The sequence below is a fragment of the Pseudarthrobacter arbutini genome (assembly GCF_054510915.1).
Genome location: NZ_JBTNDQ010000017.1, coordinates 66,462 through 90,971 on the forward strand (window position 1 = coordinate 66,462; position 24,510 = coordinate 90,971).

21 protein-coding genes are annotated in these 24,510 nt (G+C 66.0%); 9 read left to right on the forward strand and 12 right to left on the reverse strand.

Annotation, left to right across the window (positions count from 1 at the left end; all coding sequences use genetic code 11):
• The first annotated feature begins 80 nt into the window (after positions 1-80).
• The gene (locus ACX80V_RS18050; RefSeq protein WP_485844301.1) at positions 81-1,037 is read left to right on the forward strand and encodes a lipid kinase; all 957 of its coding nucleotides are present in this window, start codon (positions 81-83) and stop codon (positions 1,035-1,037) included.
• A gap of 267 nt (positions 1,038-1,304) precedes the next feature.
• Here ACX80V_RS18050 and ACX80V_RS18055 read toward each other — a convergent pair whose 3' ends face one another.
• Positions 1,305-1,997 carry a class F sortase gene (locus ACX80V_RS18055; protein ID WP_485844302.1) on the reverse strand — a complete coding sequence of 231 codons (693 nt, stop codon included), beginning with the start codon at positions 1,995-1,997 and terminating at the stop codon, positions 1,305-1,307.
• Positions 1,994-3,448: a hypothetical protein gene (locus tag ACX80V_RS18060; protein WP_485844303.1), complete on the reverse strand. Its 1,455-nt coding sequence runs from the start codon at positions 3,446-3,448 to the stop codon at positions 1,994-1,996. Before ACX80V_RS18060 ends, ACX80V_RS18055 begins: the two co-directional genes overlap by 4 nt.
• Before the next feature lie 194 nt (positions 3,449-3,642).
• On the opposite strand from ACX80V_RS18060, the gene ACX80V_RS18065 reads away from it, so the two are divergent.
• The 3 genes from ACX80V_RS18065 (at position 3,643) to ACX80V_RS18075 (ending at position 6,671) form a co-directional block, all read left to right on the forward strand.
• Entirely contained in the window at positions 3,643-4,881 is a 1,239-nt protein-coding gene (locus tag ACX80V_RS18065) for an MFS transporter (RefSeq protein ID WP_485844304.1), read from the forward strand.
• A gap of 78 nt (positions 4,882-4,959) precedes the next feature.
• Positions 4,960-5,322, forward strand: coding sequence for a PadR family transcriptional regulator (locus tag ACX80V_RS18070; RefSeq protein ID WP_485844305.1), 363 nt, complete (start codon positions 4,960-4,962; stop codon positions 5,320-5,322).
• The gene (locus tag ACX80V_RS18075) at positions 5,319-6,671 is read left to right on the forward strand and encodes a permease prefix domain 1-containing protein (RefSeq protein ID WP_485844306.1); all 1,353 of its coding nucleotides are present in this window, start codon (positions 5,319-5,321) and stop codon (positions 6,669-6,671) included. Before ACX80V_RS18070 ends, ACX80V_RS18075 begins: the two co-directional genes overlap by 4 nt.
• Before the next feature lie 69 nt (positions 6,672-6,740).
• On the opposite strand, the gene ACX80V_RS18080 is transcribed toward ACX80V_RS18075, so the two are convergent.
• The 3 genes from ACX80V_RS18080 to ACX80V_RS18090 all read right to left on the reverse strand — a co-directional run bounded on the left by ACX80V_RS18080 (position 6,741) and on the right by ACX80V_RS18090 (position 10,005).
• Entirely contained in the window at positions 6,741-7,766 is a 1,026-nt protein-coding gene (locus ACX80V_RS18080; protein ID WP_485844307.1) for a DUF808 domain-containing protein, read from the reverse strand.
• A 166-nt stretch (positions 7,767-7,932) separates the two neighbouring features.
• Positions 7,933-9,294 (reverse strand): MFS transporter, encoded by a 1,362-nt coding sequence (locus ACX80V_RS18085; RefSeq protein WP_485844308.1) that lies wholly within the window; start codon positions 9,292-9,294, stop codon positions 7,933-7,935.
• Between the two features lie 39 nt (positions 9,295-9,333).
• The gene (locus ACX80V_RS18090) at positions 9,334-10,005 is read right to left on the reverse strand and encodes a P-loop NTPase family protein (protein ID WP_485844355.1); all 672 of its coding nucleotides are present in this window, start codon (positions 10,003-10,005) and stop codon (positions 9,334-9,336) included.
• Between the two features lie 116 nt (positions 10,006-10,121).
• Between ACX80V_RS18090 and ACX80V_RS18095 the strand changes: the two genes are divergently transcribed.
• A complete protein-coding gene (locus tag ACX80V_RS18095) occupies positions 10,122-10,877 on the forward strand; it encodes an ArsR/SmtB family transcription factor (RefSeq protein ID WP_485844309.1) in 756 nt (251 codons plus the stop codon).
• A gap of 48 nt (positions 10,878-10,925) precedes the next feature.
• Here the strand turns inward: ACX80V_RS18095 and ACX80V_RS18100 are convergent, their stop codons facing one another.
• A complete protein-coding gene (locus ACX80V_RS18100; RefSeq protein WP_485844310.1) occupies positions 10,926-12,425 on the reverse strand; it encodes an MFS transporter in 1,500 nt (499 codons plus the stop codon).
• 329 nt (positions 12,426-12,754) lie between these two features.
• The gene (locus ACX80V_RS18105; protein ID WP_485844311.1) at positions 12,755-13,918 is read right to left on the reverse strand and encodes a methyltransferase; all 1,164 of its coding nucleotides are present in this window, start codon (positions 13,916-13,918) and stop codon (positions 12,755-12,757) included.
• A gap of 358 nt (positions 13,919-14,276) precedes the next feature.
• Between ACX80V_RS18105 and ACX80V_RS18110 the strand changes: the two genes are divergently transcribed.
• Complete coding sequence (locus ACX80V_RS18110; RefSeq protein WP_485844312.1) at positions 14,277-15,890, forward strand: serine hydrolase domain-containing protein; 1,614 nt, start codon at positions 14,277-14,279, stop codon at positions 15,888-15,890.
• On the opposite strand, the gene ACX80V_RS18115 is transcribed toward ACX80V_RS18110, so the two are convergent.
• The 3 genes from ACX80V_RS18115 to ACX80V_RS18125 form a co-directional block, all read right to left on the reverse strand.
• Positions 15,887-16,048: a hypothetical protein gene (locus ACX80V_RS18115; protein WP_485844313.1), complete on the reverse strand. Its 162-nt coding sequence runs from the start codon at positions 16,046-16,048 to the stop codon at positions 15,887-15,889. The genes ACX80V_RS18110 and ACX80V_RS18115 overlap by 4 nt on opposite strands.
• Before the next feature lie 94 nt (positions 16,049-16,142).
• Positions 16,143-16,676, reverse strand: coding sequence for an excalibur calcium-binding domain-containing protein (locus ACX80V_RS18120; protein ID WP_485844314.1), 534 nt, complete (start codon positions 16,674-16,676; stop codon positions 16,143-16,145).
• Between the two features lie 140 nt (positions 16,677-16,816).
• Positions 16,817-18,199: a GmrSD restriction endonuclease domain-containing protein gene (locus ACX80V_RS18125; RefSeq protein WP_485844315.1), complete on the reverse strand. Its 1,383-nt coding sequence runs from the start codon at positions 18,197-18,199 to the stop codon at positions 16,817-16,819.
• Between the two features lie 456 nt (positions 18,200-18,655).
• Between ACX80V_RS18125 and ACX80V_RS18130 the strand changes: the two genes are divergently transcribed.
• The gene (locus ACX80V_RS18130) at positions 18,656-19,351 is read left to right on the forward strand and encodes a DUF2306 domain-containing protein (protein ID WP_485844316.1); all 696 of its coding nucleotides are present in this window, start codon (positions 18,656-18,658) and stop codon (positions 19,349-19,351) included.
• 411 nt (positions 19,352-19,762) lie between these two features.
• Here the strand turns inward: ACX80V_RS18130 and ACX80V_RS18135 are convergent, their stop codons facing one another.
• On the reverse strand, positions 19,763-19,906 hold the full coding sequence (locus tag ACX80V_RS18135; protein WP_156380336.1) for a hypothetical protein: 144 nt from the start codon (positions 19,904-19,906) through the stop codon (positions 19,763-19,765).
• 156 nt (positions 19,907-20,062) lie between these two features.
• On the opposite strand from ACX80V_RS18135, the gene ACX80V_RS18140 reads away from it, so the two are divergent.
• Positions 20,063-20,833: a CPBP family intramembrane glutamic endopeptidase gene (locus ACX80V_RS18140; RefSeq protein WP_485844317.1), complete on the forward strand. Its 771-nt coding sequence runs from the start codon at positions 20,063-20,065 to the stop codon at positions 20,831-20,833.
• Between the two features lie 50 nt (positions 20,834-20,883).
• On the opposite strand, the gene ACX80V_RS18145 is transcribed toward ACX80V_RS18140, so the two are convergent.
• On the reverse strand, positions 20,884-21,717 hold the full coding sequence (locus tag ACX80V_RS18145) for a hypothetical protein (protein ID WP_485844318.1): 834 nt from the start codon (positions 21,715-21,717) through the stop codon (positions 20,884-20,886).
• A gap of 96 nt (positions 21,718-21,813) precedes the next feature.
• Between ACX80V_RS18145 and ACX80V_RS18150 the strand changes: the two genes are divergently transcribed.
• The gene (locus ACX80V_RS18150; RefSeq protein ID WP_485844319.1) at positions 21,814-24,498 is read left to right on the forward strand and encodes a PEP/pyruvate-binding domain-containing protein; all 2,685 of its coding nucleotides are present in this window, start codon (positions 21,814-21,816) and stop codon (positions 24,496-24,498) included.
• The last annotated feature ends 12 nt before the right edge of the window (positions 24,499-24,510 follow it).

A 24,510-nucleotide genomic window follows, 5' to 3' on the forward strand; every position in this document is an offset into this window, starting at 1 on the left:
GCTGATTCAACCGCGCTCATGGAGTAGATTGGCGCCGGCGCCATAGTAAACGCACAGGTCCACCACCTAACATGTCCCACATGAAGGCTGCCCGGGACGCCCGCTCTGCCGCCGTGGTGATCAACGCCGGATCACGCCGCGGGGCGGCACACGAACTTGCCGTAGACACGATGCGCAAGGCAGGCGTGCCGATATCCTCTGTCCACCCTGTGCTGTCGGGGGCAGACCTGGCCGGGACGCTCGACCGGGTGCTGGCGGACGGGCACGACCTGGTGGTTGTCGGCGGCGGCGACGGGACTGTGTCCTACGCCGCCGGTCGCGTTGCCGGCACCGACGTTATGCTCGGCGTTCTTCCACTGGGCACCGCCAACGACTTCGCCCGCACGCTGGAGATACCCAACAAGCTTGCCGAGGCCTGCGCCACCATCGCAGACGGGAAAGTAGTGGACATCGACCTCGGCCGGGCCAACGGTGAGCCCTTCCTCAATGTCGCGTCCGTGGGCCTGTCGGTGGCTGTCACCGAAGCACTCAGCCCCCGCCTGAAGCGGTACATCGGGCCATTGGCGTACAGCATCGCCACGCTAACGGCTTATGCCCGGCACAAGGCGTTCCGGGCCCGTCTCGAGTTCCCCGACGGGGACCACGAGCCGATGGAACTCGACAGCCTGCTTCAGGTGGCCGTCGGCAACGGCCGGCATTACGGCGGCGGCAACACGGTCTCCCCCACGGCAGGGATCGACGACCACACCCTCGACATCTACGCGATCCTGGCGGGGCCACTCCGGGAGCATGTGAGTATCGCGCGGTTGCTCAAGGACGGAAGCTTCATCAAACACGACCGGGTGTACCACCTGACCACCAGACGTGTCCGGCTGGTCACCGACCAGCCGCTGCCGGTGAACCTCGACGGCGAGATTGCGACCGCCACGCCCACCGACTTCACCGTCCAGCGCAACGCCGTCCACGTCGTGGTGCCCCAGAGCAGCAACAGCGCGCTGTTCGACGGACCGGGCGCCGCGAACTGGCCGTCCGTTTGAAAGCTCACTAGCTTCAAGAAAGTCGTCTACAACGCTGAGCAACAGCAAGACCGTGCTGTTGCTCAGCAACTGGACGGTTACAGGGATAGACAACGCCGGGGCACAGCAGGCAGTCGAAAAGACAGTAGTAGTTCACGTAACGAAGTAGTGGCCGCTCGTCCCCAAGGTCCCACCGTGCAGTGCCTTGGGGCTTGGTACTCTCGGCGATGCACCAGGACGCCGGCTCGACGTCGAGCGCAATTATTGGGGGACGAATGATGTCAGCTATCAGGGGTTTTTGGGCGCCGGGTCGGCGGTGATGGCCGTGTTTTTTCCCCAGGGGTTGTCGAGGTCGCAGGTGACTAGGACGACCCTGCCCGGTACGCGGTTCCAGATTGGGGCGGTGTTCAATGTCGCCTTGTCGTAGGTCTCGACGGCGGTGACGATGTAGTCGAGCGTGCCGGTTTGCGTGCTGAGGGTGAGGCCATCCCCGGGGTTTGCGTTCGTGCCGATCCGGTTGAAGGGTGCGTCTTCGCCGATCCAGCGGTGGCCGACGATGTATGTGGTGTCAGTGGATCCGGTCCCGGGTTTGCCGTAGTTGGTGAGCCAATACCCGTCTTTGGTTTCCGGCGGTTCCACTTTCCCGCTGGCGAGGTCTTGGGGACTGGGGGTCAGGGCCAGGACGGCGACATCCGCGTCCGCGCCGGGGTAGATCAGCCGCAGCGGTGCGGCCGCTGGAGGCCACGTTTGGGTGGGGGTGGACGGTGGAATGGCCAGTGATGAAGGCGTACTTGCCGCGTTGAGTGGGCTCTGCATTGTGGTCTGCGTGAGCGGATGGGGCGCGACCGTGGGTTGCTGGGAGGCCATGCCGGCAGCTGTAAGGCCCAGGATGGGCAGCGCCGTTGCCGCGGCCATAAATAGGAGCGTGGAGCGCCAGGGGTTGCGGCGGCCGGGCGGCAGTGTCGACGGGGCTGTGTTCATGAACGTCGTGTGCTGCGTTTTCGGAGCGGTAAGAAGCCGAAGAGCACCGCTCCGATGAGACCTGCGGTCAGGCTGAAGGCCACCATCCAAGCGCATGCGGGCTCACGTTGGGCGGCGGTCTGGATGTTCAAGCCGCGGGCAGCAGTGCCGCCAGAGACGGGCAGCGACGCGGCAGATGCCGTGCTGCTATCCGTCGTGCTGCCGTTAACAGACGGCGGAGACGGAGTGGCAGGCGTGGCCGTGCTGGTTGCCTCCACCACCGTGAAAGGCAGTTGAAGAGGTCTCGCGCGTACGTCATGTGAAAGCACGAGGAGATAATTCATCGCACCGATGGGGGCCACAACGGGCACAGCGGTGGCGAGATTGAAAGTTCCGTCCTCCGCGACGGTTGCCGGAGCGAACGCGATGTAATTGTCGAAGTATCCGCTTACGGTCATACCCGGGGGGTAGCCGGTCCCGTTCACGGTATAGGCGTCGCCGGGGGCCGCGATGTAAGTGGAGAGCGTGACGGCGACATGCCAGAACTCAAGTTGATTCGGCGGGGTCCGCGTTCCTGTCACCGTCACAACGTGCATGCCCAATGCGGCACCGGGGGGAACTGGGGCGTTCAAAACGAACCTCCCGTCTTTTTCCACCGTGACTTGTTTCAGCATCACGGCGTCGCGACCGAAGGTCGCGGTCACGGTTTCACCCGCGATGTACCCGGTGCCATACACGCCCACGGCCAACTCATCAACTGTTGAAAAAGAGGGAGCCACCGTGGCTGGCGTGACAGTGAACGGTAGCGTCTGGACGGTGGTGACGTCCCCTGTCAACGTGACGGCCTGCGTGGCCACCGGGGCGTTGAAAGGCACAGTGGTGGGGATGGTGAAGGTGCCGTCTCCGGCAACCCGGACCGATCCGATCTCGATGCTGCCCAGCAGTGCCGTAACGTTTTCACCCGCGGAGTAGCCGCGCCCGAAAATCATGAGCCAGGACCCACGGACTCCCGAGCTTGCCGAGAGCGAAGCGCTCGGAGGGGTGGCGAGGACAGTGAACGAGACCGTAGTGGGCCCCGGGGACAATGGGGCCATGACGGTGATGGAATGCGAGCCCGGTGCGGTACCGGCGGGCACGGTAACGGGCGCGGAAAGCGTGCCGTCCGAAGCGACCGAACCATAACCCAAAAGCGCACTTGGCCCGGAGCTGCCGAAGTCCAGGTACACGTTGAACGAGTCGCCCGGGACGTAGCCGGACCCGGAAACCGTGACCGAGGATTCAGCGTATACCGAGCTGGCGCTGAGGGTGATGGTCGGGGCTGCAGACACCAACGCCGGGTGGGACATGAGCCGTGCGGGAGTACCCGGCGTCGAAGCGTCGGCCGCCGCGGCGCCGGCACTGGAGCCCGCTACCAGCAGGGCAGTACCGGCTGCCGCTGCAAGCCAGGCCCTGGTACCTGTCCTCTTTTTCATGCTTCCCCCATGCGCCAGGGATTTCGCTCTTCCATAATTCCCCCTGAAAAGCAACGAACGGCGACGTGGCCAGCATTGGCCTGCCTGATGCTAGCACTAAGTCTTCGTAGAAATCGGGTAAATTTAACCGAGGAATTGTTCGGCCCGCAGAGCCCGGTTCCAGCCCCCTCCTCCTTGAATGGAACAACTCCCCCATGTCCTCCGCGACTTCCGCGCCGGCGTCCCAGCGTTTCCCGCTGGCCGCCATGATGGTCCTGGCCACCATCGCCTTCACCGCCATCACCACCGAACTGCTTCCTTCCGGCCTGCTCCCCCAGATCAGCACCGGCCTGAACGTCTCCGAACCGGTGGCGGGCTACCTCGCCGCCGCCTACGCCGCCGTCATCGTGGTCACTGTGGTGCCCGCCGCACGTCTGCTCGGCAAAGTCCCAAAGCGTCCCCTGCTCGTGGCGCTCGTGCTGACGTTCGCGCTCAGCAACGCCATGGTGGGCCTCGCGCCCGACTTCACCTCCGCCATGATCGCCCGGCTGGTGGGCGGCCTGGCCCACGGACTGCTCTGGACCACCATGGCCCCCTACGTCGCGCGTGTGGTCCCGGCTGCCAAGGTGGGCAAGGCCCTGGCCATCGTCTTCAGCGGCAACAGCCTGGGCCTGGCCATCGGCGCCCCGATCGGCACCGCACTTGGCGGCTTCCTCGGCTGGCGCGCGTCGTTTCTGGCCCTCGCCGGCTTCAGCCTGGTCCTCGCCGTCCTCGGGTTCTTTCTGCTGCCGTCCGTCCGGCACGTCGCCGGCGAGGCCCGCCCCTCCCTCCGCGCGGCCATCGCCCAGCCCGGCGTGAAGCCCGTGGCCATCGCCTGGCCGCTGCTGGTCCTGGCCCACTTCGCGCTCTTCACCTACATCGCCCCGTACATCCGCGACGCCGGCCTGCCCGACTACGCCATCACCCTCTCCCTCACCGTCCTGGGCGTCTCGGGCCTGCTGGGCATCTGGATCGCCGGACTCACCGTCGACTCGCACCCGCGCCGTTCGCTCCTGATTACGACGGCGGCGATCGCCGTCTCGATGCTGCTGTTGCCGTTTGTGGGCGGCAGCCTCGCCTTCGCCCTGGTGCTGATGTCGGTGTGGGGCGCCGGTCTGGGTGCCATCGGCATCTACAACCAGTCGGCCATCCTCCGTGCCGGCCGCGAGAACAAGGACGCCGCCAACGGGCTCACGGTCCTGACCATCCAGCTGGGCATCACCATCGGCGCCCTCTACGGCTCCGCCGCCCTGGTGGTGGCCGGACCGCTGCTGGTCCCGGCCGCCGCGGCCCTCCCTGTCATCGCCGCACTGGTGATCGCCTCGGCCGGAAAGACGGCGGCGTACCCGCCCGGCCCGCGCGAGTCGGTGTGGAAGAACCCGCGGCCCATCGAGGAGCGGGCAGGCGCGCGCTAACTCGATCTGACGACGCCGCTTGCTATACCTAGAACTGCTATGCTCCAATGCCTTACAGTTCTAGGTATAGGAGGTGCCATGCGCATCGATAAGGACCTGGTCGCCGCGTCGGCAACCCCGCTCGTGCTGGGGATACTGACGGAGGGCGATCTGTACGGCTACGCGATCCTCAAGCGCGTGAGTGAGCTGTCGGGCGGGGGCATGCAGTGGACCGACGGCATGCTCTATCCGCTGCTTCACCGGCTGGAACGGCTCGGCTACGTTTCGTCGTTGTGGGGCACCTCCGAGGCCGGGCGCCGGCGCAAGCACTACGCGATCACGCCGGCCGGCCGGGATGCACTCGCCGACAGGCAGGAGCAGTGGTCCGTCGTCGCCTCGGCACTGCGCCAGGTGTGGCAGACGGCCCAGCAGCCGCCCGCCACCGCCGCGGGATGGGCATGATGGAGCCGCACGCGGAACTGGAGGCCCAGATCGAACAGTGGCGCGGATATGTCCAGCGCCGCCAGGCGATCTCCGCCGCCGACATCGATGAGCTGGAGGACCACCTGCGCGGGCAGATCGCCGACCGCCAAGCGACCGGGCTCGATGACGAGGAAGCGTTCCTCGTCGCGATCAAGCGCCTGGGCAACCTGGACGCCGTCTCGCGCGAGTTTGCCCGCGAGCACTCTGACCGGCTCTGGAAGCAGCTCGTGCTCGTCCCGGAAAGCTCCGACGACGGCGGGGCGCCACCGTGGCGCGAGCTGGCGGTGGTTCTCGCGTTCGCCGTCGGGGCGGGCATTGCGGTCAAGGCCGGACTGGCCTGGCTCGACGACGGCGCAGCCCAGGCGCGCAACCTCGGATTGTTGGTCTTCCCGTTCCTCGCCGGCTATTTCGTTTGGACCCGCCGGCTCACGCCGCGCGTGGCGGCGATGCTGCTCGTCCCCTTCGCCGCGCTGGCGGTCGTTGTCAACGTCTACCCCTTCGCCTCCGGCGGTTCCACCGAGCTTCTCGCCATCCTGCACGCCCCCATCGCCCTGTGGCTGCTGGCCGGGGTGGCGTATGCCGGAGGGAGGTGGCGTTCCGACAGCCGGCGAATGGACTTCGCCCGGTTCACCGGTGAGCTCGCGATCTACTACACGCTCCTGGCGCTGGGCGGCGCCGTCCTGGTGGGGCTCACGTTCGCGGCCCTGCAGGTTGTCGGCGTCGACTTGGAACCCATCCTGGCGGAATGGATCCTGCCTTTCGCCATGCCGGGGGCACTTATCGTCGCCGCGTGGCTCGTCGAGGCCAAGCAGAACGTCGTCGAGAACATCGCCCCCGTCCTCACCCGGGTGTTCACGCCCCTGACGGTCATCATGCTGCTGACCCTCCTGGGCGTATTCGCGGCTGCCGGCGGACTCACCGACGTCAACCGGGACCTGCTTATCCTCATGGACGCGATCCTCGTGCTGGTCCTGTGCCTGCTGCTCTACTCAATTTCCGCCCGCGATCCGCTCGCACCGCCCAGGCTGCCGGATGCGCTGCAGCTAGTGCTTGTCGTCGCGGCCCTCGCAGTTGACGCCGTGATGCTGACCGCGATGCTGACCCGCATTGCCGAATTCGGTTTCAGCCCCAACAAGGTCGCAGCCCTCGGTCTGAACCTCCTGCTGCTGGTGCACCTTGTCCGGGCGGCCTGGCTCGCCCTCGGATTCCTGCGCAGGCGGCGCGCCTTTGCACAGCTCGAGCGCTGGCAGACGCGGTACCTGCCGGTCTACGGGGCCTGGGCCGCGATCGTGGTTGTGATCTTCCCGCCGCTCTTCGGCTTCGTCTGATTCACAGCCCAAGAGCAGCACGAGCGCATTGTTCGATTGACCGGGCGCCGCGAGCGGGCCGCCTGGTGGCTAGGAGGCCGGGCCCTCGTCACGTTTCGTCGGCCGATAGCCGGCAAGTTCGGCGCGGATGTCGCCCTCCTCGTGCCCGCCCTTCTTCTTGCCGAATGGCAGCGCGTTGAGCAGCGGATGCACGATCGCCATCACCACGAGGCCCCAAGCGAGTCCGACGACGGCCGAGCACAACGTATTGACGAGCCAGGCAAGGAAGCCGCCCACCACCGCAATCCCCTCGAAGGGGTGCTCGAGGATATGGACCAGGTCATAGGGCGCGTGCCAGCCGAGGTCGTGTGCTCCCTGCAGCATGATGTGGCCGCCCACCCACAGCATGGCGATTGTCCCCACGAAGGTGATCGCGGCCAGCACGGCGGGCATCCCCTTGACGAGCAGCTCGCCGATGCGCTTGGAGCCAGCGGAATCTTTAGCGGCCAGGTGCATCCCAATGTCGTCCATCTTGACAATGAGTGCGACGGCACCATAGACGGCCACCGTGATCACCAGGGCAACGACCATCAGGATAATCGCCCGGGACAACAAGGAGTCCTGGGCCACCTCATTCATCGAGATAACCATGATCTCGCAGGAGAGGATGAAGTCGGTGGTGATGGCGCCCTTGATGACCTTGGCCTCGGCCTCCGGACCGCGTTCAACCGCCGGCGCATCTTCCTCCGCGGTGTGGTGGCCGCGGAGCTTGTGCCAAACCTTCTCGGCGCCCTCGTAGCAAAGATAGGTGCCGCCCAGCATGAGGATGAACGGGATGGCCCACGGGACGAAGGCGCTGACGAGCAGCAGGGCCGGCAGGATGATCAGCAGCTTGTTCCGGAGCGAGCCCCAGAAGATCTTCTTGATCATCGGCAGTTCGCGGGACGGGTCCGCCCCGGACACGTACTGCGGGGTGACGGCGGCGTCGTCGATGACCACGCCGGCAGCCTTGACCCCCGCCTTGGCGGCTCCAGCCGCGACGTCGTCCACCGAGGCGGCCGCTATGCGGGCCAGGGCTGCGACGTCGTCCAGCAGGGCGACGAGACCGCCGCTCACAGATCGGCCCCGTACTGCCCGAGGGCGGACGGCTGAGTGTGGATACCTAGGTCAAGGCGCGAGATTGGCATGCTCCGAGTCTATTGCGGCGGACAGCCGGCCGAACAACCCCGCGTAACCTCCGCTCCGCGTTTAGCCCGGGGGCGGCAGCTATTCGAAGCTGCAGCTAAGCGCCCTTCCGCTTCCACGCCACCGCCAACCCCAGCACCACCGCGCCCAGCCCCAGCATCACCAGGACCATCAGTCCCCAGTTCTCCTGGTTCACGCCTGGCCCGTACAGCACACCGATCAGCACTGTCGCCGTGATGGCCCCCAGGTAGCGGCAGGTCTGGAAGATGCCGGCTGCCACTCCCCTCTCCTCCGGCTGGGCGGACACGTACAGGCCCTGGTTCGACGCCGTGCTCACCACTCCGTACGGCACACCCATCAACGCGGTCAGCAGAAACACCAAAGGCGGCCACAGGGACAACGTCAACGACCCCAGGCCAGCCGAGGCAACCAGCAGGATCAGCGCACCGGCGATCAACACCGAACGCACACCGAACCGCTCAATCAGCCGTACCGTCACCGGGGTGACCAGCACGGACATCGCCGCCAGGGGCAGCATCAGCAAGCCCACCAGCCCGGCGTCGTAGTGTCCCGCCTCCTGGAGCAGCTGCGGCAGGCCGAAGAACGCGAAGTAGTAGACGCCGCTGAAGACGACGAACACGAGATACACCAGCAGCAGCGGCCGGTTCCGGCCGAGCAGCCGCAGGTCCAGGAACGGCGGGCGGAAGCGCAGCTCCCGCCACGCGAACAGCGCGGCAATGAAGGTCGCCGCGCCCAGGAGCCACCAGCGGTATCCCGGCATCACGTTCAGCAGCGCCATCATCGCGAGCATTAGCGAGGCGACAAAGGCCAGGATGCCGGGGATGTCGGAGTCGCGGATCAGGGTGGAGAGCTTCCCGGTTTCGCGTCCGGCATCGGCCGGCGCCGCCCGATGCACCACAATCAGCGCCAGCAGCGCGAGCGGCACGTTGACGGCGAACAGCGCCTGCCAGCCCAGCAGGCTCACCAACAAACCGCCGACCACGGGTCCCACCGCGGCCGCTGACGTGTTCGCCATCTGGATCCGGCCCAGCGGGCGGGTGGACGGCAGCTTCGCCAGCCGGCTCAGTTCGGTGACCATCACGACGGCGGACGGGTACGCCGTCGCGGTCCCCACGGCCATGAGCGCGCGGGCCACACAGACCAGGGCGAAGTTGGGCGCGAACGGCGCCAGCGCGCACGTCATGGCCACCAGTGCCATCCCGAACGTGAACAGGCGGCGGGGCCCGAAGCGGTCCGCGAGCCTGCCCATCAGCGGCTGTCCGGCCGCGGACGCGAGGTAGAACGAGGTGATCACCCAGGTGACGGTGGCGACGTCGAGCGCGAAATCCTCCCGTAGGACCACCAGCGCGACGGCGATCATGGACGAGTTCAGCGGGTTCAGGGAGGTGCCGAGGCTAAGCGCGGCGATCGCGAGGCCGGGACGGGGTTTGTTCGTCACGTCCCCAAGTCTGGTGCATCGTTGCCTTGGGTCACGAACCTACTCGGAGGCGCGTGGCGAGTCGAGCTCGCCGGCAATCTTCTCCTCCAGGGCCGCCAGCGTCGCTTCGGGCAGGACGATCAACCCATCCAGCTCGCGCCGGGCGCGCCTGTAGGCCGTCTGCCGCTCCGCCGGGGTGGCGGCATTGTCCGAGGCGATGTTGAGCAGCTTCCTGGCCGTGGCCAGCCGCTGGCGTTCGGGCCCCGTGAAATTGCTGTCTTTGATCCGCTTGGCTTCCCGCTCCGCGACGTCGAACGCCAGCTCGAAGCTGTGCACGGCCGCCCGGTACTCCGCCAGCCGGGCCGCCGTCGAAATCTCCTCCGGCTCGGCCGGCCGCAAACCGTCGGCCTCCCGCTTGGCCCGTAGGAAGGCCACCGTGAGGGGTTCGCGCACATCTGTCATGACCGGGAAATCGATGAGTTTCCCCACGTCAAGCTCATAGTCCAGCCACCGCCGGTTTACGGCGTCGTGCGCTGCCACCAGCGAGAGGACCGCAGCCTGGCTGGCCTGTTCGGCCTGCACCGCCTGGTTCTTGAGTTTGTAGAGCTCCACCCGGCGGCGGTGGCGGCGTTCGCTGGCCTTGGACCACTGCCGGGCCCACCCGCCCATCACTGCGCTCAGCGGAAAGACAAGCCACCAGTAGTGGGCGACAAAATCGAAGAAGGGATCCACAGATTCATCGTCCCACCTGAGCGCGCCCACTGAAACGCATTTCCCGGGTCACGTGTTGGTGGGAACGGCATCCAAACCCGTTGACATGTGACTAAATGGTCACCTATTCTTAAGTCGTGGACGCCGTATTCAAGGCCCTCGCCGACCCCACCCGCCGGGACCTGCTCGATGAGCTCTTCCGGGAAGACGGGCAGACCCTGCACGCGCTTGAAGCCCGTTTCGAGATGACCCGCTACGGGGTCATGAAGCACCTCAAGCTACTGGAGGAAGCCGGCCTGGTGGTCACCCGCCGTCGGGGCCGCGAGAAACTCCATTTCCTCAATCCGGTGCCCATCCGGCTGGTCCACGACCGCTGGGTCAGCAAATATGCACAACCATGGGCCGCTGCCCTCAGCGACCTCAAAACCAGATTGGAAAGTCCCATGGAAAAGATCTTCGAAATCTACATCAAGACCACTCCGGAACGGCTCTGGGAAGCCATTACGGACAGCGATATCCGCAGCAAGTACCAGTTCGGCAACAGCATCAAATCGGACTGGACCACGGGCAGCCGCTTCGAGATGGGCAACCCGAAGGCCGACGGAGCGCTCCTGGGCGAGGGTGAAAACATCGAAGTCGATCCCCCGCGCCGCCTGGTCCAGACAATGCGTGCCCTGTGGGGCGAAGACGTGAAGGCCGAAGGCACCTCCCGCATTACCTGGGAGATCGAACCGGTGGGCGATTCCTGCCACCTCACAGTCACCCACGACCAGCTCCGCGAAGGTGCCAACGACCAGCTCTACGGCGGCTGGCCGATGATCCTCTCCGGCCTGAAGACCTGGCTGGAAACCGGCGAAAAGCTCACCACCCCCGGCTCACTCATGTACACCTGAGGCGACCGTCGGCGCCCAACCCGGGCGCCGCCGTCGTACTCCCCCGCGCTACTTTTCAGGTCCCGCGTGCGCCGCCCTAGCGGCCTCATAGCCGGCGCCGAAGGGCAGCGTGGCCATGTCCAGCATGGGGTTATCGTCCTGGGTTGCCACCAGTTCGCGGGCAGCCTTCTCCGAATCCACGCTGGGCATCGACCCTGGCAGGTGCCTCCGGGCGGATTCCGGCAGGAAGTAAATGGTGACCGCAGCGATTGCCGAGGTGGCCATGAGGTAGTACGCGGGCATCATGTCGTCGCCCGTCACCTGGATCAGGCTCGCAATAATGAACGGGGTGGTGCCGCCGAAAATCGCCACGGCGAAGTTGTAGGCGATGCCCATGGCCCCGTAGCGGTGGGCCGTGGGGAACAGTGCCGGCAGCGCCGAGGCGAGATTGGCAACGTAGAACGTGACAGGGAAGGCGACCAGAGCAAGGCCGGTGAGCGTGGCCGGGATGCTTCCGATATCGATCAGAATGAACGCGGGCAGCGACAGAACCACCGTGCTGATGGCACCGATCCACAGCACGGGGCGACGGCCGATCCGGTCCGAGAGATGACCGGTCAGCGGGATGCACAGGGACATGGCCACCAGGACCGGGATAGTCAGGAGAGTCCCGTTGATCTCGTCGTACCCCTTGTTGGTGGTCAGGTACGTGGGCATGTAGGACGTCAGGGCGTAGCCCACCGTATTGGCAGCGGCCACGAGGATCATGGCCAGCACTATCCTCTGCCAGTAGGCCTTGAAGATTCCCACCGGGCCCATGGGGCCGAGCACCTCACCGGTTTCGGGATGCCTGGCCACTTCGGCCTCTGCCTCGAGGGTTGCCTGGAACGCGGGCGATTCCTCAATTTTCATCCGGAAGTAGATCGCGATGATGCCGAGGGGCCCGGCGATCAGGAACGGAATGCGCCAGCCCCAGGCCTCCATCTCGGCCGGGCCCAGGGTCAGCTGGAGGTAGGACACCAGCCCGGCACCTATGGCAAAGCCCAGATAGCTGCCCATGTCCAGGAAGCTGGCGAAGAAGCCGCGGCGGTGGTCCGGGGAGTGCTCACTGACGAACGTAGTGGCGCCTGCGTACTCGCCACCGGTGGAGAAGCCCTGCACCAGCTTGGTGATCACCAGCAGCACGGCAGCCCAGATGCCCAGCACCGAGTACCCCGGGAGGAGACCGACGGCGAACGTCGCCGCAGCCATGAGCATCAAGGTCATGGCCAGGACCTTCTGGCGGCCGATCTTGTCGCCAAGCCAGCCGAAAAAGACGCCACCCAGGGGGCGGGCGATAAACGTGGCTCCGAAGGTTCCCAGCAGGAACAGGTTCTGCACGGCTTTGTCGGCTTCCGGCAGGAACACCGGCCCCATGGTGGTGATCAGATAACCGAACACACCGACGTCGTACCATTCCATCGTGTTGCCGACGATGGTCCCGCCGAGTGCTTTCCTGAGGGTCCGGTGGTTAACGACATTGACGTCTGAAACGCGGAGACGGCGTTTCTTGAGGGGTTGCTGGGTCATGGCCGCCCCACCTCCAGATTGAGGGGGCGTATCAGCTGGCATACAGACACTTTGGTTCCTCCGATGGAGGTCACACGCCACCGACGGATGGCGCCGTCTTTGGCGCTGGACTCACCGCGATGGCGAAGCCCAGGTGTCCGGCAATCGTGTCGGGCTGTCGAGAAGAGTCGAAGGTCCGATCGTGGGGAATGAACGCTGGGTTCAGCCCTGTCCCAATGGGTCATGTCGGCTCAATTTTGGTGCTCCGACCATTTTTGCACCGCCGCCCCCTCACATCAATCAAATTCAGTGAGAAACCCGTTCATCAGGGGGCTGTTCCGGGCGCGTGACTACCGGGGAACAAGCCGCCACAGGGACGTGACCTCGGCCGTGCGCGCCTCGAACAGAGGATCGTCGCGGTCCGATGCCTTCGGATGCGATGGCTTGGTGTCGAGCCGTTCCATCACCTTCAGCCCAGCCGCGTTGATGGCGGCCAGCAGATCGTCACGCGAGCGCAGGCCAAGGTGCTCGGCCAGGTCGGAGAGGACAAGCCAGCCCTCACCGCCCGGCTCCAGATGGTCGGAGAGTTCGTTCAGGAAGCGGAACAGCATCCTGCTCCCGGGGTCGTAGACGGCGCTGTCCAGGGTGGAATGCGGCGTGGCCGGGATCCACGGCGGGTTGCACACAACGAGCGGCGCCCGTCCGGGCGGGAACATGTCGGTCAGGACGGCCTCAGCACGGTCCTGGACACCGAGGTTCCGGAAATTCTCACCGGCACAGGCGATGGCCCGCGGTTCATTGTCCGTCCCGATCACGCGGTGGACGCCACGGCGCGCGAGGACGGCAGCGAGCACCCCGGTGCCGGTTCCGACGTCGAACGCCAGCGTGTCGGAGGGCAGCGTCGCGGCGGCCACGAGATCCACATATTCACTCCGGGTGGGGAAGAACGTGCCATAGTGCGGGTGGATGCGGCCCTGCAGGGCATCGACGTAGACGCCATTCCGTCGCCACTCGTGGGCGCCAATTGCCCCGACAAGCTCATGCAGGGACACAACGGAAGATTCGCCGATATCGCCGTACGCTTCAGCGGCGGCCTCCCGGATATCCGGTGCGCGGCGCAGCGGCACCACCGGGCCCGGATCAAGAGGAATCAGCAGTAGGCCGAGAATGCGCGCACGATGCGAGCGGGACTGGCGATGCCGATAGAACTTTTCGGCCGGAGTTCCTGCGATCTTCTTTCCGGCGCCTACCCGCCGGTCCATGGCGTTGAGGATCTGCCGCGCGTTGTGGAAGTCACCGTGCCAGAGCATCGCGATCCCCTGTGACGCCATCCGGTTCGCCTCATCGGCCGTGAGGGAGTCGGTGACCACTTCGACGCGCGCCGGCGCCGGTCTGCCGTTCGCCGAACGCCATCGCGCGGTCATGCTGACACCAGCCTCGACCCAGGTGACGAGGGCGGGCTCATCCACCGCAGCTGTGCGCGACGGCTTGACGGCCGACGTCGGGATTCCCACGGGAGCTGGCGTGTCGGTAGTGATATAGATCCATTCCAAGAGTCCGGGGGGCCGATCGGCGACTGACGATTGTGGCGGTGATTCCACGGCGTGGAAGGCGACGGCCCAAGATTCCGGACCGTCATCCGGCCGCGAACCGAGCTTGGTTGATGGCTGCTGGAACCATTCACCCTGCATTGTCAGGATACAGGTGGGCCATGGTCGCCACCCGCCGCCCGACCCGGGCACGTGAGGCGACCGCCGGCGCCCAACTCGGGCGACGCCGTCGTACTCCCCCACGCCAAGACACGGATGCATTGTTTTCCACCTGGCCAGGCCATACGGTGAAGGGACGGTCAGCCGAAGTGCAGGTGCGGGCATGCGAGCTATTTCCTGGTCAGCGCGCTGTCTCCTGTTGTGCTTGCTGACCGTGGGGGTCCTCGGCGGCGCCACCACACCGGCACCGGCACCGGCCGGCCCGCCGGCCACAGGACCCGCGAGCCCCGAGCAGACCTACGACGCGCTGGACACCTTCCTCCGGGAGCAACTGGACACCCTCGGGATTCCGGGCGCAGCCATCGCCGTCGTCCGGGACGGCGTCCAGGTGCACTCCGCCGCATTCGGCCGGGCCGACGACTCCGGGCGGACCATGACCGCCCGGACGCCGGTGCTGCTGGCCTCCACCAGCAAGTCCCTCACGGCCATCGCGGTTATGCAGCAGGTGGAGGCCGGCCGGCTGCGGCTGGATGAGCCGGTGCAGACCTACCTGCCTTGGTTCAGGCTGAACGACAGCCGCTCGCATGCCATCACGGTCCGTCACCTGCTCCACCAGGCCAGCGGCATGTCGTCCAAGGACACGGCCTTCGAAGCCTCAGACGCGCAGGGCCCGGACGCTCTCGAAGAAGGGGTTCGGGCCTTGGCCGGCTCCGCGCTGGCCGGTGAACCGGGCGAGGCCTTCCACTACGCCAGCGCCAACTTCAACATCCTGGGCCTCCTGGTGCAGACAGTCTCCGGCCAGCCCTTCGGCGAGTACCTGGAGCAGCATGTCTTCGGGCCGCTGCAGATGGCCCACAGCCATCCCACCCAGGCTGCGGCGCGCGCGGACAATGCGGCCGCCGGCTACTCGCTGTGGTTCGGCTCGTTCTGGCGCCAGACCGACGTGCCCGCACCCACCACCGGAATGCCGTCGTCCACGCTTTACGCGTCAGCCGAGGACCTCGGCCACCAGCTGATCGCACTGCTCGACGGCGGACGGTACCGCGATGCCCAAATCCTCCGGCCCGAGAGCGTGGCGGCGATGTTCGAGCCTCTCGTGCAGGTGGACGGGTCCAAGGGGTACGCCATGGGGTGGTTCACCCGGCCGCTCGTGGAGTCCGTCGATCCCGCAGCACAGCCCGTCCCCGAGCAGGACTTGCCGCTGCTCCTGGAGCATCAGGGGGAATGGGGCAACAGCCACACCTACCTGGCGATGGTTCCGGAGTCCGGCCTTGGCGTCGCCCTGGTCATCAACGGCAATGACACCGCCGCCCCGTCACGGCTGAAGGCCATCGACACCAACGTCCTGCGGATCCTCCACGGGCGGTCTCCCGTGCCCGCGGTTGTCTTCGAGGACTGGCTGCAGCGTTACAGCTGGGCCGTGTCGCTGGCCCTGCTGCTGGCGGAGCTGTTGAGCCTGTGGCTGGCGCTGCGGTTCCTGCTCCGGCGGCGTGCCGCGCCCCGGAAGCGCTGGGTTCCGTTGGCGTGGGGAGTTGCTGCTCTCGCCTTGGACGGGTTCGCCCTCTGGCTGTGCCTCGTCTACGCCCCGGCCCGCTTCGATACCCACCTGTTCGTCATCGTCCGCCAGTTTCCCGACGTTGGCATTTTTCTGGTGCCGGTCCTTTTCCTGACCATCGCCTGGCCGATCCCGCGGACGGTGTGGCTGCTCGCAACACTGTGGGTGGGGTCCCGCCCGCAACTGGCCCGTTCAGACTCCGGCTGGCGCGGCGTGGCCTAGAGTGCAGCGTTCGCCGTCAGCGGGGCGCTGTCGTGGGCCACATTGACGGTGACCCGGCCCCGAAACGGCTCAAACCGCGGCGTGCCCATGTCAAAGTGCCCCAGTTCGGCTACTCGTGCAGCTACGGGGAAGTCCAGCGCGGTGATGCGGCTGAACATGCTCAGCACTCCCTGGCCTGGATCAGCCCTACAGCCGACAGCCGCGGACACCTTCCAGAGGAAAGGTATCCGCGGCATTAATCGTCCGATTCGCTTACTTATCGCACCCGATTCCGTCGCGGTCTCTGTCGAGGTGCGTCCCATATCCCGGCGTTCCGGCATAGATCGGCGCCGCACCTGCTGCGCGTGCCGCAGTGCAGTTTGCGTAGTACACGGCTGCAGGCGCCTTGACTGCCGGGGCTGGTGCAGGTGCGGGTGCGGGGACTACTGGAGCTGGCTTCGCTGCCTGCGCCGCTGCCTGATCTGCCGCAGCCTTGTCCGCCACAACCTTTGCTGCAGCAGCCGCCTCTGCTGCCACTTTGTCGGCGGCGGCCTTATCTGCCGCGGCCTTTTCCGCCGCAGCTTTCTCAAGGTTCTTGACGCCGAGGTGAACGGTGGAGCCCTTTGCCACCTGGGCGCCTTCCGTGGGGTCTTGGGACGTCACCTCCCAGTTCTTCTCTATGATGATCGACTTGCCGTCGACCGTGTCCGCAGCCTCGACCTTGAACCCGAGATCTTCCAGTTGATCTGTGGCTTTGTCTAGGGTCAGGCTCAGCACCCCTGGAACAGTGACAGTCTCAACAGCCACTGCGTCAGCGCTTGAAATTGCTGAAGCCTGCTTGCCACTGCATCCAGTCAGGATGAGGCCGGTAAGCACAATTAATGTCAGTGTCTTCTTCATTTTTCCCCCTCGGAAAATTTATGAAACGGTGGAGTGATTGGGCGTGGCTAGCTCTCACAAGCCACGCCATCGGAATCGCGGTCTAGCCCCGCCCGGTAGCCGGCCTGTCCGGCATAGATCGGCGCGGCGCCGGCTGCTTTGGCAGCCGCGCAGTTGGCGTAGTAAGTGGCGGCCGGCGCCGCAGGAGCCGGTGCAGGTGCCGGCACAACCGGCACAACCGACACGGGAGCAACCGGAGCAGGGGCAGGCGCCACTGCCACCGGGGCAGGCGCAGGAGCAACCGGAGCAGCTGCCACCGCCGGTGCAGGGGCCGGCGCCGCGGCGACTGGCGCCTGCTCGTTTGTTGGTGCGAGCTGGCCGGAGCAGTCGGCAAGGATCCTGGCCATCGCGTCGTGCTCCGCCTGGGTGACCCACAGGCTGTACGTTGCCTTCACCGAAATCTGCCGGGCCACGTATTCGCACCGGAAGCCTTTGTTCGGCGGCAACCACGTGGCGGCGTCGCCGTCGCCCTTTTTCATGTTGGTGGGACCGTCCGTGGACTGGAGGTTCAGGGGGTCATTGGCGAAGGCCGTCCGCTGCTCCGTGGTTAGCTGCTGCGCGCCTTTCTGCCAAGCGTCGCTGAGTGCAACAACGTGGTCGATCTGGACGGCGCTGCTGGTGGCACTCCCCCGCAGGAAGCTGATGGTGCTACCCGTGTAGGGGTCCGCCAGCGTTCCGGACTGAACCTTGCAGGGCACGCTGTTGGTGTACGCGATCCCTGTTAGGTCGCGTTTGAGCATGTCGTTACGGGTGTCGCAGCCATTGCGGTCAACGTCCATCCACGCCTGCCCGAACAGCGCGCGGTCATATCCGGTCTTGGGCGCCCGGCCCTTGACGGGAAGGGCCGCCAGCAGGTCGATCGCCTTGGTAGCAAACGCCGGCTGCGTCTTCGGAGCCGTTGCGCTGACGCCGTTCGCCAGGGCGAAAGCCGTCTCAGGATCGAGCGGGGCGCCCGTCGCCTGCGCAGTTGGAGCGGACGACGGCGTCGGCGAACCTGCGGAAGAGGCGCTCGCTGTGGCGGTTGCTGGTGAGGCATTCCATTCTGAGGAGGCTGCCTGAAGGTCATCCGCACTCGTCCGCGGCAACGCGGCGGCACCGCCGATGAAGAGAGCAAAGGAAACCCCCAGTGCGATGGCCCCTGCCTTCCGCTTGGCCGGGAGCCACGCCCAGGAACGGCGTCCAGTCGCCATGACATACAGGCCAGTGATGGCTGCCGAGATGGCCAGGACAACCAGGGCGCCCCCGAACCCGCCGCTGAAGGCACCAATAATCATGAAGAGGGCTGTGATGCCGCCGACGACGAACGTCGAAGCGCGTGGCCTGCGGGGCGGATTAGGTCCGGGCGCAGGAGCAGATGGTGCTGACCCGAAAAGGGTCTGATCGTTCGACATTCTTTTCCCCAATACGGCCGGGTGCTTAGCCTGACCCATTCCTTGAAACTTCACGTAAATGCCGAGCCTATTTCTTGGGGAGCTGGGGAAACCGAAACTTCGACGAACCTCGCACAACGTTGATTGAGTCTTGAGCCGATCTTGATCGGAGCTCTGCCGCGCAGGATCATTTCTGACGCATTAGCTGAAAACCGGGACATAAATCTCGAAGGTGATAGGTGCTGCCCAAGCCGCGCACCGCCGTCGTAAATTATCGATGGCGCGTGGATTTCCACCTCTTATCGCTATTTCGAACTCACTGCAGTACTTTGGGCCTACGCCGTGCGAATAGGGTGCTGTTGGGCACCGTTATTCCGGCCGCCAACTCTCGGAAACTTCGATTTGCGCATAAGGCTGGGGGTTCCTGGACTGACCCAACCCCGGGCGCGCGAGCGCACAGACCAGAGAGCAAAACTCATGAAAACTGCAACCATTCCCCGCTCCCGTCAAAGCCCCCGGACCCGGTGGCTTGTACCCGCCGCCCTGATCTTCCTCAGCCTCGTCCCGGTCATCGCCGGGGCCGTGCGCCTGACCGATCTCTCGGGAGGTCAGATCACGCCGGATAACGCGCGGTTCTTCGATTCGCCCGTCCCCGTACTGATCCATATCCCCACCGTCACCTTGTACTTGGTGCTGGGGGCGTTTCAGTTCGTACCCTCACTTCGCCGGGGCAAGCGCGGCCGGGCAAGCTGGCACAAAATTGCCGGACGCATTCTTGCCCCCACCGGCCTGCTTGCCGCCCTGTCCGGTTTGTGGATGGCAGTCTTCTATGACCTCCCGCCCCTGGACGGGCCGCTCCTGCTCGTCCTACGGCTGGTCTTCGGGTCTGCCATGGTGGCGTTCATCATCCTGGGATTCATCGCGGTGCGGCGACGGAACTACGTCCGGCACAGTGAGTGGATGTCCCGGGCGTACGCCATCGGCATCGCCCAGGGAACCATTGTTGTGGTGACCATTCCCTGGATCCTCCTGGTGGGACCGGTTGACGAACTGACCCGGGCCCTAGTGATAGGCGCATCATGGGTCCTCAGCCTGGCGGTGGCCGAATACTTCATCTACCGGCGCGCCCAAGCACCCACACGAACGCCCCGCCCTTCCGTCCGGCTGGCTTAGGCACGGCCGGAAGCTGACCGTAGTCGGAAGCGGAAAAATTAGTAAGTGCGCTTACGGATTGGGATCTAAACTTAATCATGGACACGATCCCGGCGGTTTTCCTCGTCATCGCGGCAGCGTTCGCCTGGCTGGGCGTGACTCTAGTCGTTATTCTCCGGTCTCGGCACCGTAGGAGTGCATCGAGGCCGGTACATTCGGCGCATCCCACGGACCAGGCTCACGTCCGTACCGGCATCCGCTGGCGCCGCCTCCGCCGGATCGCGGACCAGAACACTGGAACTTCGGCGAGACAACGTGGCCTGAAAGTCAGGAAGGTCCGCCGGTAAAGGCTTCCACCGATAACCGCGGAGGCGACCTTAGGCACCCGGCCCAAGCGCCGCCGTCGTACTTCTACGCTCCTCTTCCACCGCGTCAGGACACGCGGCGGAATTCCCCCGGCCGGAGCTGGACGTGGATGGGCAGCACCAGCTGGATGTGGGTGTCGCCGATGGGCTTGTCGAGCAGCTCGTTGATGGAGGTCTGCCCTTCCAACTCGCTGTGCTGGTTTTTGCCCATGTATCGAGCTTATGTGCGCCACGGCGGGAGTGAATCCTAAGACACGCGGCATCCCCGCTGAAGACTCGTCCCGTACCGCGGAGAGGTGCGGTACGGACATCACCTAACTCGAAGTAAGCGGCCGAGATGTCGCGTTTCCGCAGCTAGGCTATGCGTGTGTCTGCAGCCATGAGATCGGACCTCCAGTTCGGCGTAATCGTTCATGCCGGCCGTTTCGCCGCCATCATGCTGGCCCTTTGGGTGGCCCCCGCCCTGGGGATTGGTGGCTGGTACATGGGCCTTTTTGCCAACATCATTTGTTGCGCCTACGCAGTGGCTCTGGTCAGTTATTACCGGCTGTGGCGCGTCATCGGCGTGCGCGTACTGTGGCGCGGCCGAACGGCGGCCTTGCTGCTGCTGGTCCCCCTGGCTGAAGCCCTGATGTGGATCCTCCCCCGGGGATTGGTAGAGCAACCTCCCGGCTGGGGGCTGTGGGCATTTACGCTGCTGCTGGTGGGTTTCAACGAAGAGCTGATCAGCCGCGGAGTGGTTTTGAACAGGCTGCGCCGTAGCTTCAGGGCGTACCCTGCGGTGATCCTGACCGCTGCATTATTTGGGTTGCAGCATCTGTCCGCTTTCGCCACGACTGGACGCGACACCTGGGACATCCTGTCCAATGTCGCCGTCTCGGCCTGTTACGGTTTCGCGCTGGCGGCATTTCAGTACCGCTTCGTGTGGATCTGGGCGCTCGTGCTCATCCATGGCTTGGCGGATTTCACGGCCATCCTTGCTCGTGACCAACATGGCGACGCTGTTGTGGCCATGACCCTTATTGTCTTTATCGGCTTCGGTGGTGCCGTGCTGCATTTTCGCCCCGTAGAGGCGACGATCCCTACTAATACGTCAGACGGAGAGCGTGTCAGTTCGGACTACCCCCATCTCGGGTAGTCGGTTCCAGCTGGGTGAATGCAGTCTGCGTTTTCCGGTCGGGACGGAAGTCAGGGCTGGGCGGTTGGAACGAGCTTGTACGCGAAGCGGGCGTCCAGGCCACCGCCCGGGCTCATTCTCAGGTCCGCTCCCTCAGTGGGCAGCAGCACTGGCGCGGTGAACACCTGCCCGTTGCACGGGACCTGCACGGGGGCCAGAACTTCAGCACCTGCCCAGGTGGCCGCCGACAGCTCGGCCCCGGGTGGTCCGTGGCAGACGAAGCGCACTTCGTACTTGCCCGGTTCGGCGTTCATTGTTCCCGTGGTGGTTGTGTTCGCCTTGCTGGCCCCGCTCAACTCGCCGGGCAAATGCGGTTGCAGCTGCTGCCTTGACCACTCTGAGAAGTCCGCCATTTCCGAAGCCCTGCGGTCCGTGTTGGGCTGCACCGTGACCCCCGTTGCCGAAGGCCTGCCCGTCGGCGGAACCGCGCTGATGGTGATGGGTCCGCCGGGGTGCCTGTGGAATCGCTCCAGCGTGGAGTCGCACTCAAAGTCCGATGCCTCCGGTATGCCGTCAGCCTTCACCATGGTGAGCTTTGCCCCGTAAACCCCGGCGCAGGCACCCGTGACGACGTAGTCTCCGGGCGCCAGAACAAGGAAAAGCTTCCCGGCTGGCTCTGCTGCCGACGGCATCCCGGGATCCGACGCGGGGGTCCCGAGCACACGCACCACTTCATCGGCGTTTTCCTCAAAAGACCGGGGCTGCGGTGTTGATGCCTCGGCGGTCGATTGGGCCGGAAGCTCATCCGGGCCGCTGTACTCACACCCCGCAAGCGCCATGACGAGAGCGGCCACAACGAACAAGACGCGTCCGCGCCGAGCCGGCATCCCCCCATGAGCTGACATGCCCCGAGTCTATGGCCTCTTGTCTGCGGCAGTGCCAATATGTGGAGAACCAAGTTCGCTGCAGGAGCCCCAGCCGGGCAGTAAGGACGCGCCGTCATGACCTACGTCAACAGTTTGGCCGATGTGGGAGCAGCCGACATCGCCATGGCCGGCGGCAAGGCCGTGGGACTGGGCGGCCTCCTTCAGGCCGGGCTGCCAGTCCCCCCGGGGTTCGTGCTCAACACCGCCGCCTATTCGCACTTTGTGGAGGCCAACCAACTCGAGGCCCGCATCCAGGAACTGGCCACCCTGTCGCCGCAGGCCTCACCCCAGGACTATGCGGACGCCTCGGAGCGGATCCAAACCCTGTTCACGGCCGGCACTTTGCCGGCTGACATTGCAGCGGAACTCGGCGCCGCCTACGGGCGTCTCAGTGACGCGCGTCTCGACGACGGCGGGGAAACAGCCGTCGCGGTGCGTTCCTCCGCCACGTCCGAGGACCTCGCCGAGGCCAGCTTCGCCGGGCAACAGGAAACCTACCTGAACGTCCGCGGGGCCGAGGCGCTGTCCGCGGCCGTGATCGATTGCTGGGCTTCCCTGTGGACGGCGCGTGCCATGGCCTACCGGGCCCGTGCAGGCATCGGACCGGACTCTGTGCGCCTCGCGGTGGTGGTCCAGCGGATGGTCGAGGCCGAGGCCGCCGGGGTCATGTTTACCGCCAATCCGGCCAACGGGCGGCGCGACCAGATCGCCATCAGTGCCGCGTGGGGCCTTGGCGAGTCCGTGGTCAGCGGAACGGTCACCACGGATGACGTCGTTGTCGACGCCGGGACGGGCGCCGTGCTGTCGCGCCAGACCGCAGACAAGACGGTTATGACTGTCTACGCCGAGCACGGCACGCGCGAGCAGCCGGTGGCGGCAGCCCGCCGTCGTGCGCCCGTACTGGACGACCGGGCCGCAGCCGTGCTCGCCGGCTACGGAACGCGGAGTGCGGATCATTTCGGGGCACCGCAGGACATCGAGTGGGCGCGCGCCGGCAACGGATTCTTCGTCCTGCAATCCAGGCCCATCACCGCGCTGCCCGAACCGGCGGCCGACACCCCGGACACCTGGCCCGTGCCCTATCCGAAGGGTCTCTACTTCCGCGCGAGCATCGTGGAACAGCTGCCCGACCCTCTCTCGCCGCTGTTTGCCGATCTCATAGACGGCTCGGTGTCCCGCTCGTTGAGAGCCTTGATGAACGAGGCCGTGGGCACGAACGTCATCCGCGAGGACGACGTGGGACTGCCCACCATCAACGGCTACGCGTATTACTACTACCGCACCTCGGGGATGTGGCGGGTGATGGGCAAGGCGCTGACGGCGGTACGCGCACTGGCCCGCGGCAAGGCGCACATGGGCGTGGCCGGCTGGCGCGAATTTTCGCATCCCCGCTACGAACGGGTGATCAAAGACTGGCAGGCGAAGCCCGCCGCGGAGCTCTCCGGTGCGGAACTGCTGGACGGTGTTCAGGCGCTGCTGGACGCCGGCACCGTGTACTACACAGCCGTGCAGTCAGTCATTCCGCTCGCCGCCACCAGCGAAATCTCCTTCAGTGCGTATTACGACAAGTTCGTCCGGCGCGAGGGGGATCCCCCCGCCCTGACGTTCATTCTCGGTTACGACAGCGAACCCATCCGGGCGGAGAAGTCGCTGTACGATCTCGCGGCCTGGGCCCGCAGTGTCCCCGGGCTCGCCGCGGCGATCCTGCATGAACCGACGACGGCGTTGGCCGAGTCCCAGCGCACGGGATTCCCACCCGCCGGGTTCAGTGAGCCGTTGTGGCAATTGTGGCGTCCTCGCTTCCAGGACCACCTCGGCCGGTTCGGCCATGCGGTCTACAATCTGGACTTCGCCAGCCCGGTGCCGGCCGACGATCCGTCAGCGCTGCTGGACGCGGTGAAGTTCTACCTGCGCGGGCAGGGCGCTGACCCCCATGAGCGGCAGCGGCTGTCTGCCAACCGCCGGGAGGACGAAACCAGCCGGATCAGCACCCGGCTCGGGCCGCGCCGCCGGGCCGCGTTCCTCCGTTTGCTCCGGTGGGCACAGAACACCGCGCCGATCCGCGAGGATGCGCTGGCCGACGTCGGCCTCGCGTGGCCGCTGCTGCGGCGGATGCTGCTGGAACTAGGACGGCGGCTGGTGGACTCCGCTGTCATCGCCGAGCCCGCCGACGTGTTCTGGCTGCGTCACCAGGAGCTGCGCAGCGCCGTCGAGTTCGGCCTGGCCGCGCCGGGAGCCCCGGCGGCCGTGGCCATTACCGGAGCCGACCGGCCCGTCCGCGCCGCCGCCGTCGAGGAGCGCAAGATGCTGTGGCGGGGCCAGGTGAAGGCCGCTGCCCCGCAACTGCTCCCGGAGAGCCGGTGGATGGAAAAGGCCTTCGGGTCCATGATGCCCGCGGGCTCGCAGCACCAACGCGGCGACATCATCAAGGGCACCGGCGCGAGCTCGGGCCGGGTCACCGCCCCGGCCCGCGTCCTGCGGGGGCCACAGGATTTCGCCCAGATGGAGCCCGGAGAGGTCCTGGTGGCCCGCATCACCACTCCCGCCTGGACCTCGCTGTTCGCGATGGCCTCCGCCGTGGTGACCGACGTCGGCGGCCCGTTGAGCCACAGCTCCATCGTGGCCCGGGAGTACGGCATCCCGGCCGTGCTCGGCACCGGAGTGGCCACCCAGCGGCTTACCAGCGGCCTGCAGATCCGCGTGGATGGCGACGCCGGCACCGTCACGATCGAGCATCCGAGCCCTACACGGGAGCCGTGACCGGGTGGCATG

Bases quoted from the DNA above. Each gene is read 5' to 3' on its own strand.
- ACX80V_RS18145 (WP_485844318.1), bottom strand. From the start codon at position 21,717: ATGTCAGCTCATGGGGGGATGCCGGCTCGGCGCGGACGCGTCTTGTTC.
- ACX80V_RS18070 (WP_485844305.1), top strand. From the start codon at position 4,960: ATGCGCATCGATAAGGACCTGGTCGCCGCGTCGGCAACCCCGCTCGTG.
- ACX80V_RS18115 (WP_485844313.1), bottom strand. From the start codon at position 16,048: ATGTTCAGCCGCATCACCGCGCTGGACTTCCCCGTAGCTGCACGAGTA.
- ACX80V_RS18075 (WP_485844306.1), top strand. From the start codon at position 5,319: ATGATGGAGCCGCACGCGGAACTGGAGGCCCAGATCGAACAGTGGCGC.
- ACX80V_RS18100 (WP_485844310.1), bottom strand. From the start codon at position 12,425: ATGACCCAGCAACCCCTCAAGAAACGCCGTCTCCGCGTTTCAGACGTC.
- ACX80V_RS18065 (WP_485844304.1), top strand. From the start codon at position 3,643: ATGTCCTCCGCGACTTCCGCGCCGGCGTCCCAGCGTTTCCCGCTGGCC.
- ACX80V_RS18050 (WP_485844301.1), top strand. From the start codon at position 81: ATGAAGGCTGCCCGGGACGCCCGCTCTGCCGCCGTGGTGATCAACGCC.
- ACX80V_RS18055 (WP_485844302.1), bottom strand. From the start codon at position 1,997: ATGAACACAGCCCCGTCGACACTGCCGCCCGGCCGCCGCAACCCCTGG.
- ACX80V_RS18150 (WP_485844319.1), top strand. From the start codon at position 21,814: ATGACCTACGTCAACAGTTTGGCCGATGTGGGAGCAGCCGACATCGCC.
- ACX80V_RS18060 (WP_485844303.1), bottom strand. From the start codon at position 3,448: ATGAAAAAGAGGACAGGTACCAGGGCCTGGCTTGCAGCGGCAGCCGGT.
- ACX80V_RS18135 (WP_156380336.1), bottom strand. From the start codon at position 19,906: ATGGGCAAAAACCAGCACAGCGAGTTGGAAGGGCAGACCTCCATCAAC.
- ACX80V_RS18125 (WP_485844315.1), bottom strand. From the start codon at position 18,199: ATGTCGAACGATCAGACCCTTTTCGGGTCAGCACCATCTGCTCCTGCG.
- ACX80V_RS18110 (WP_485844312.1), top strand. From the start codon at position 14,277: ATGCGAGCTATTTCCTGGTCAGCGCGCTGTCTCCTGTTGTGCTTGCTG.
- ACX80V_RS18130 (WP_485844316.1), top strand. From the start codon at position 18,656: ATGAAAACTGCAACCATTCCCCGCTCCCGTCAAAGCCCCCGGACCCGG.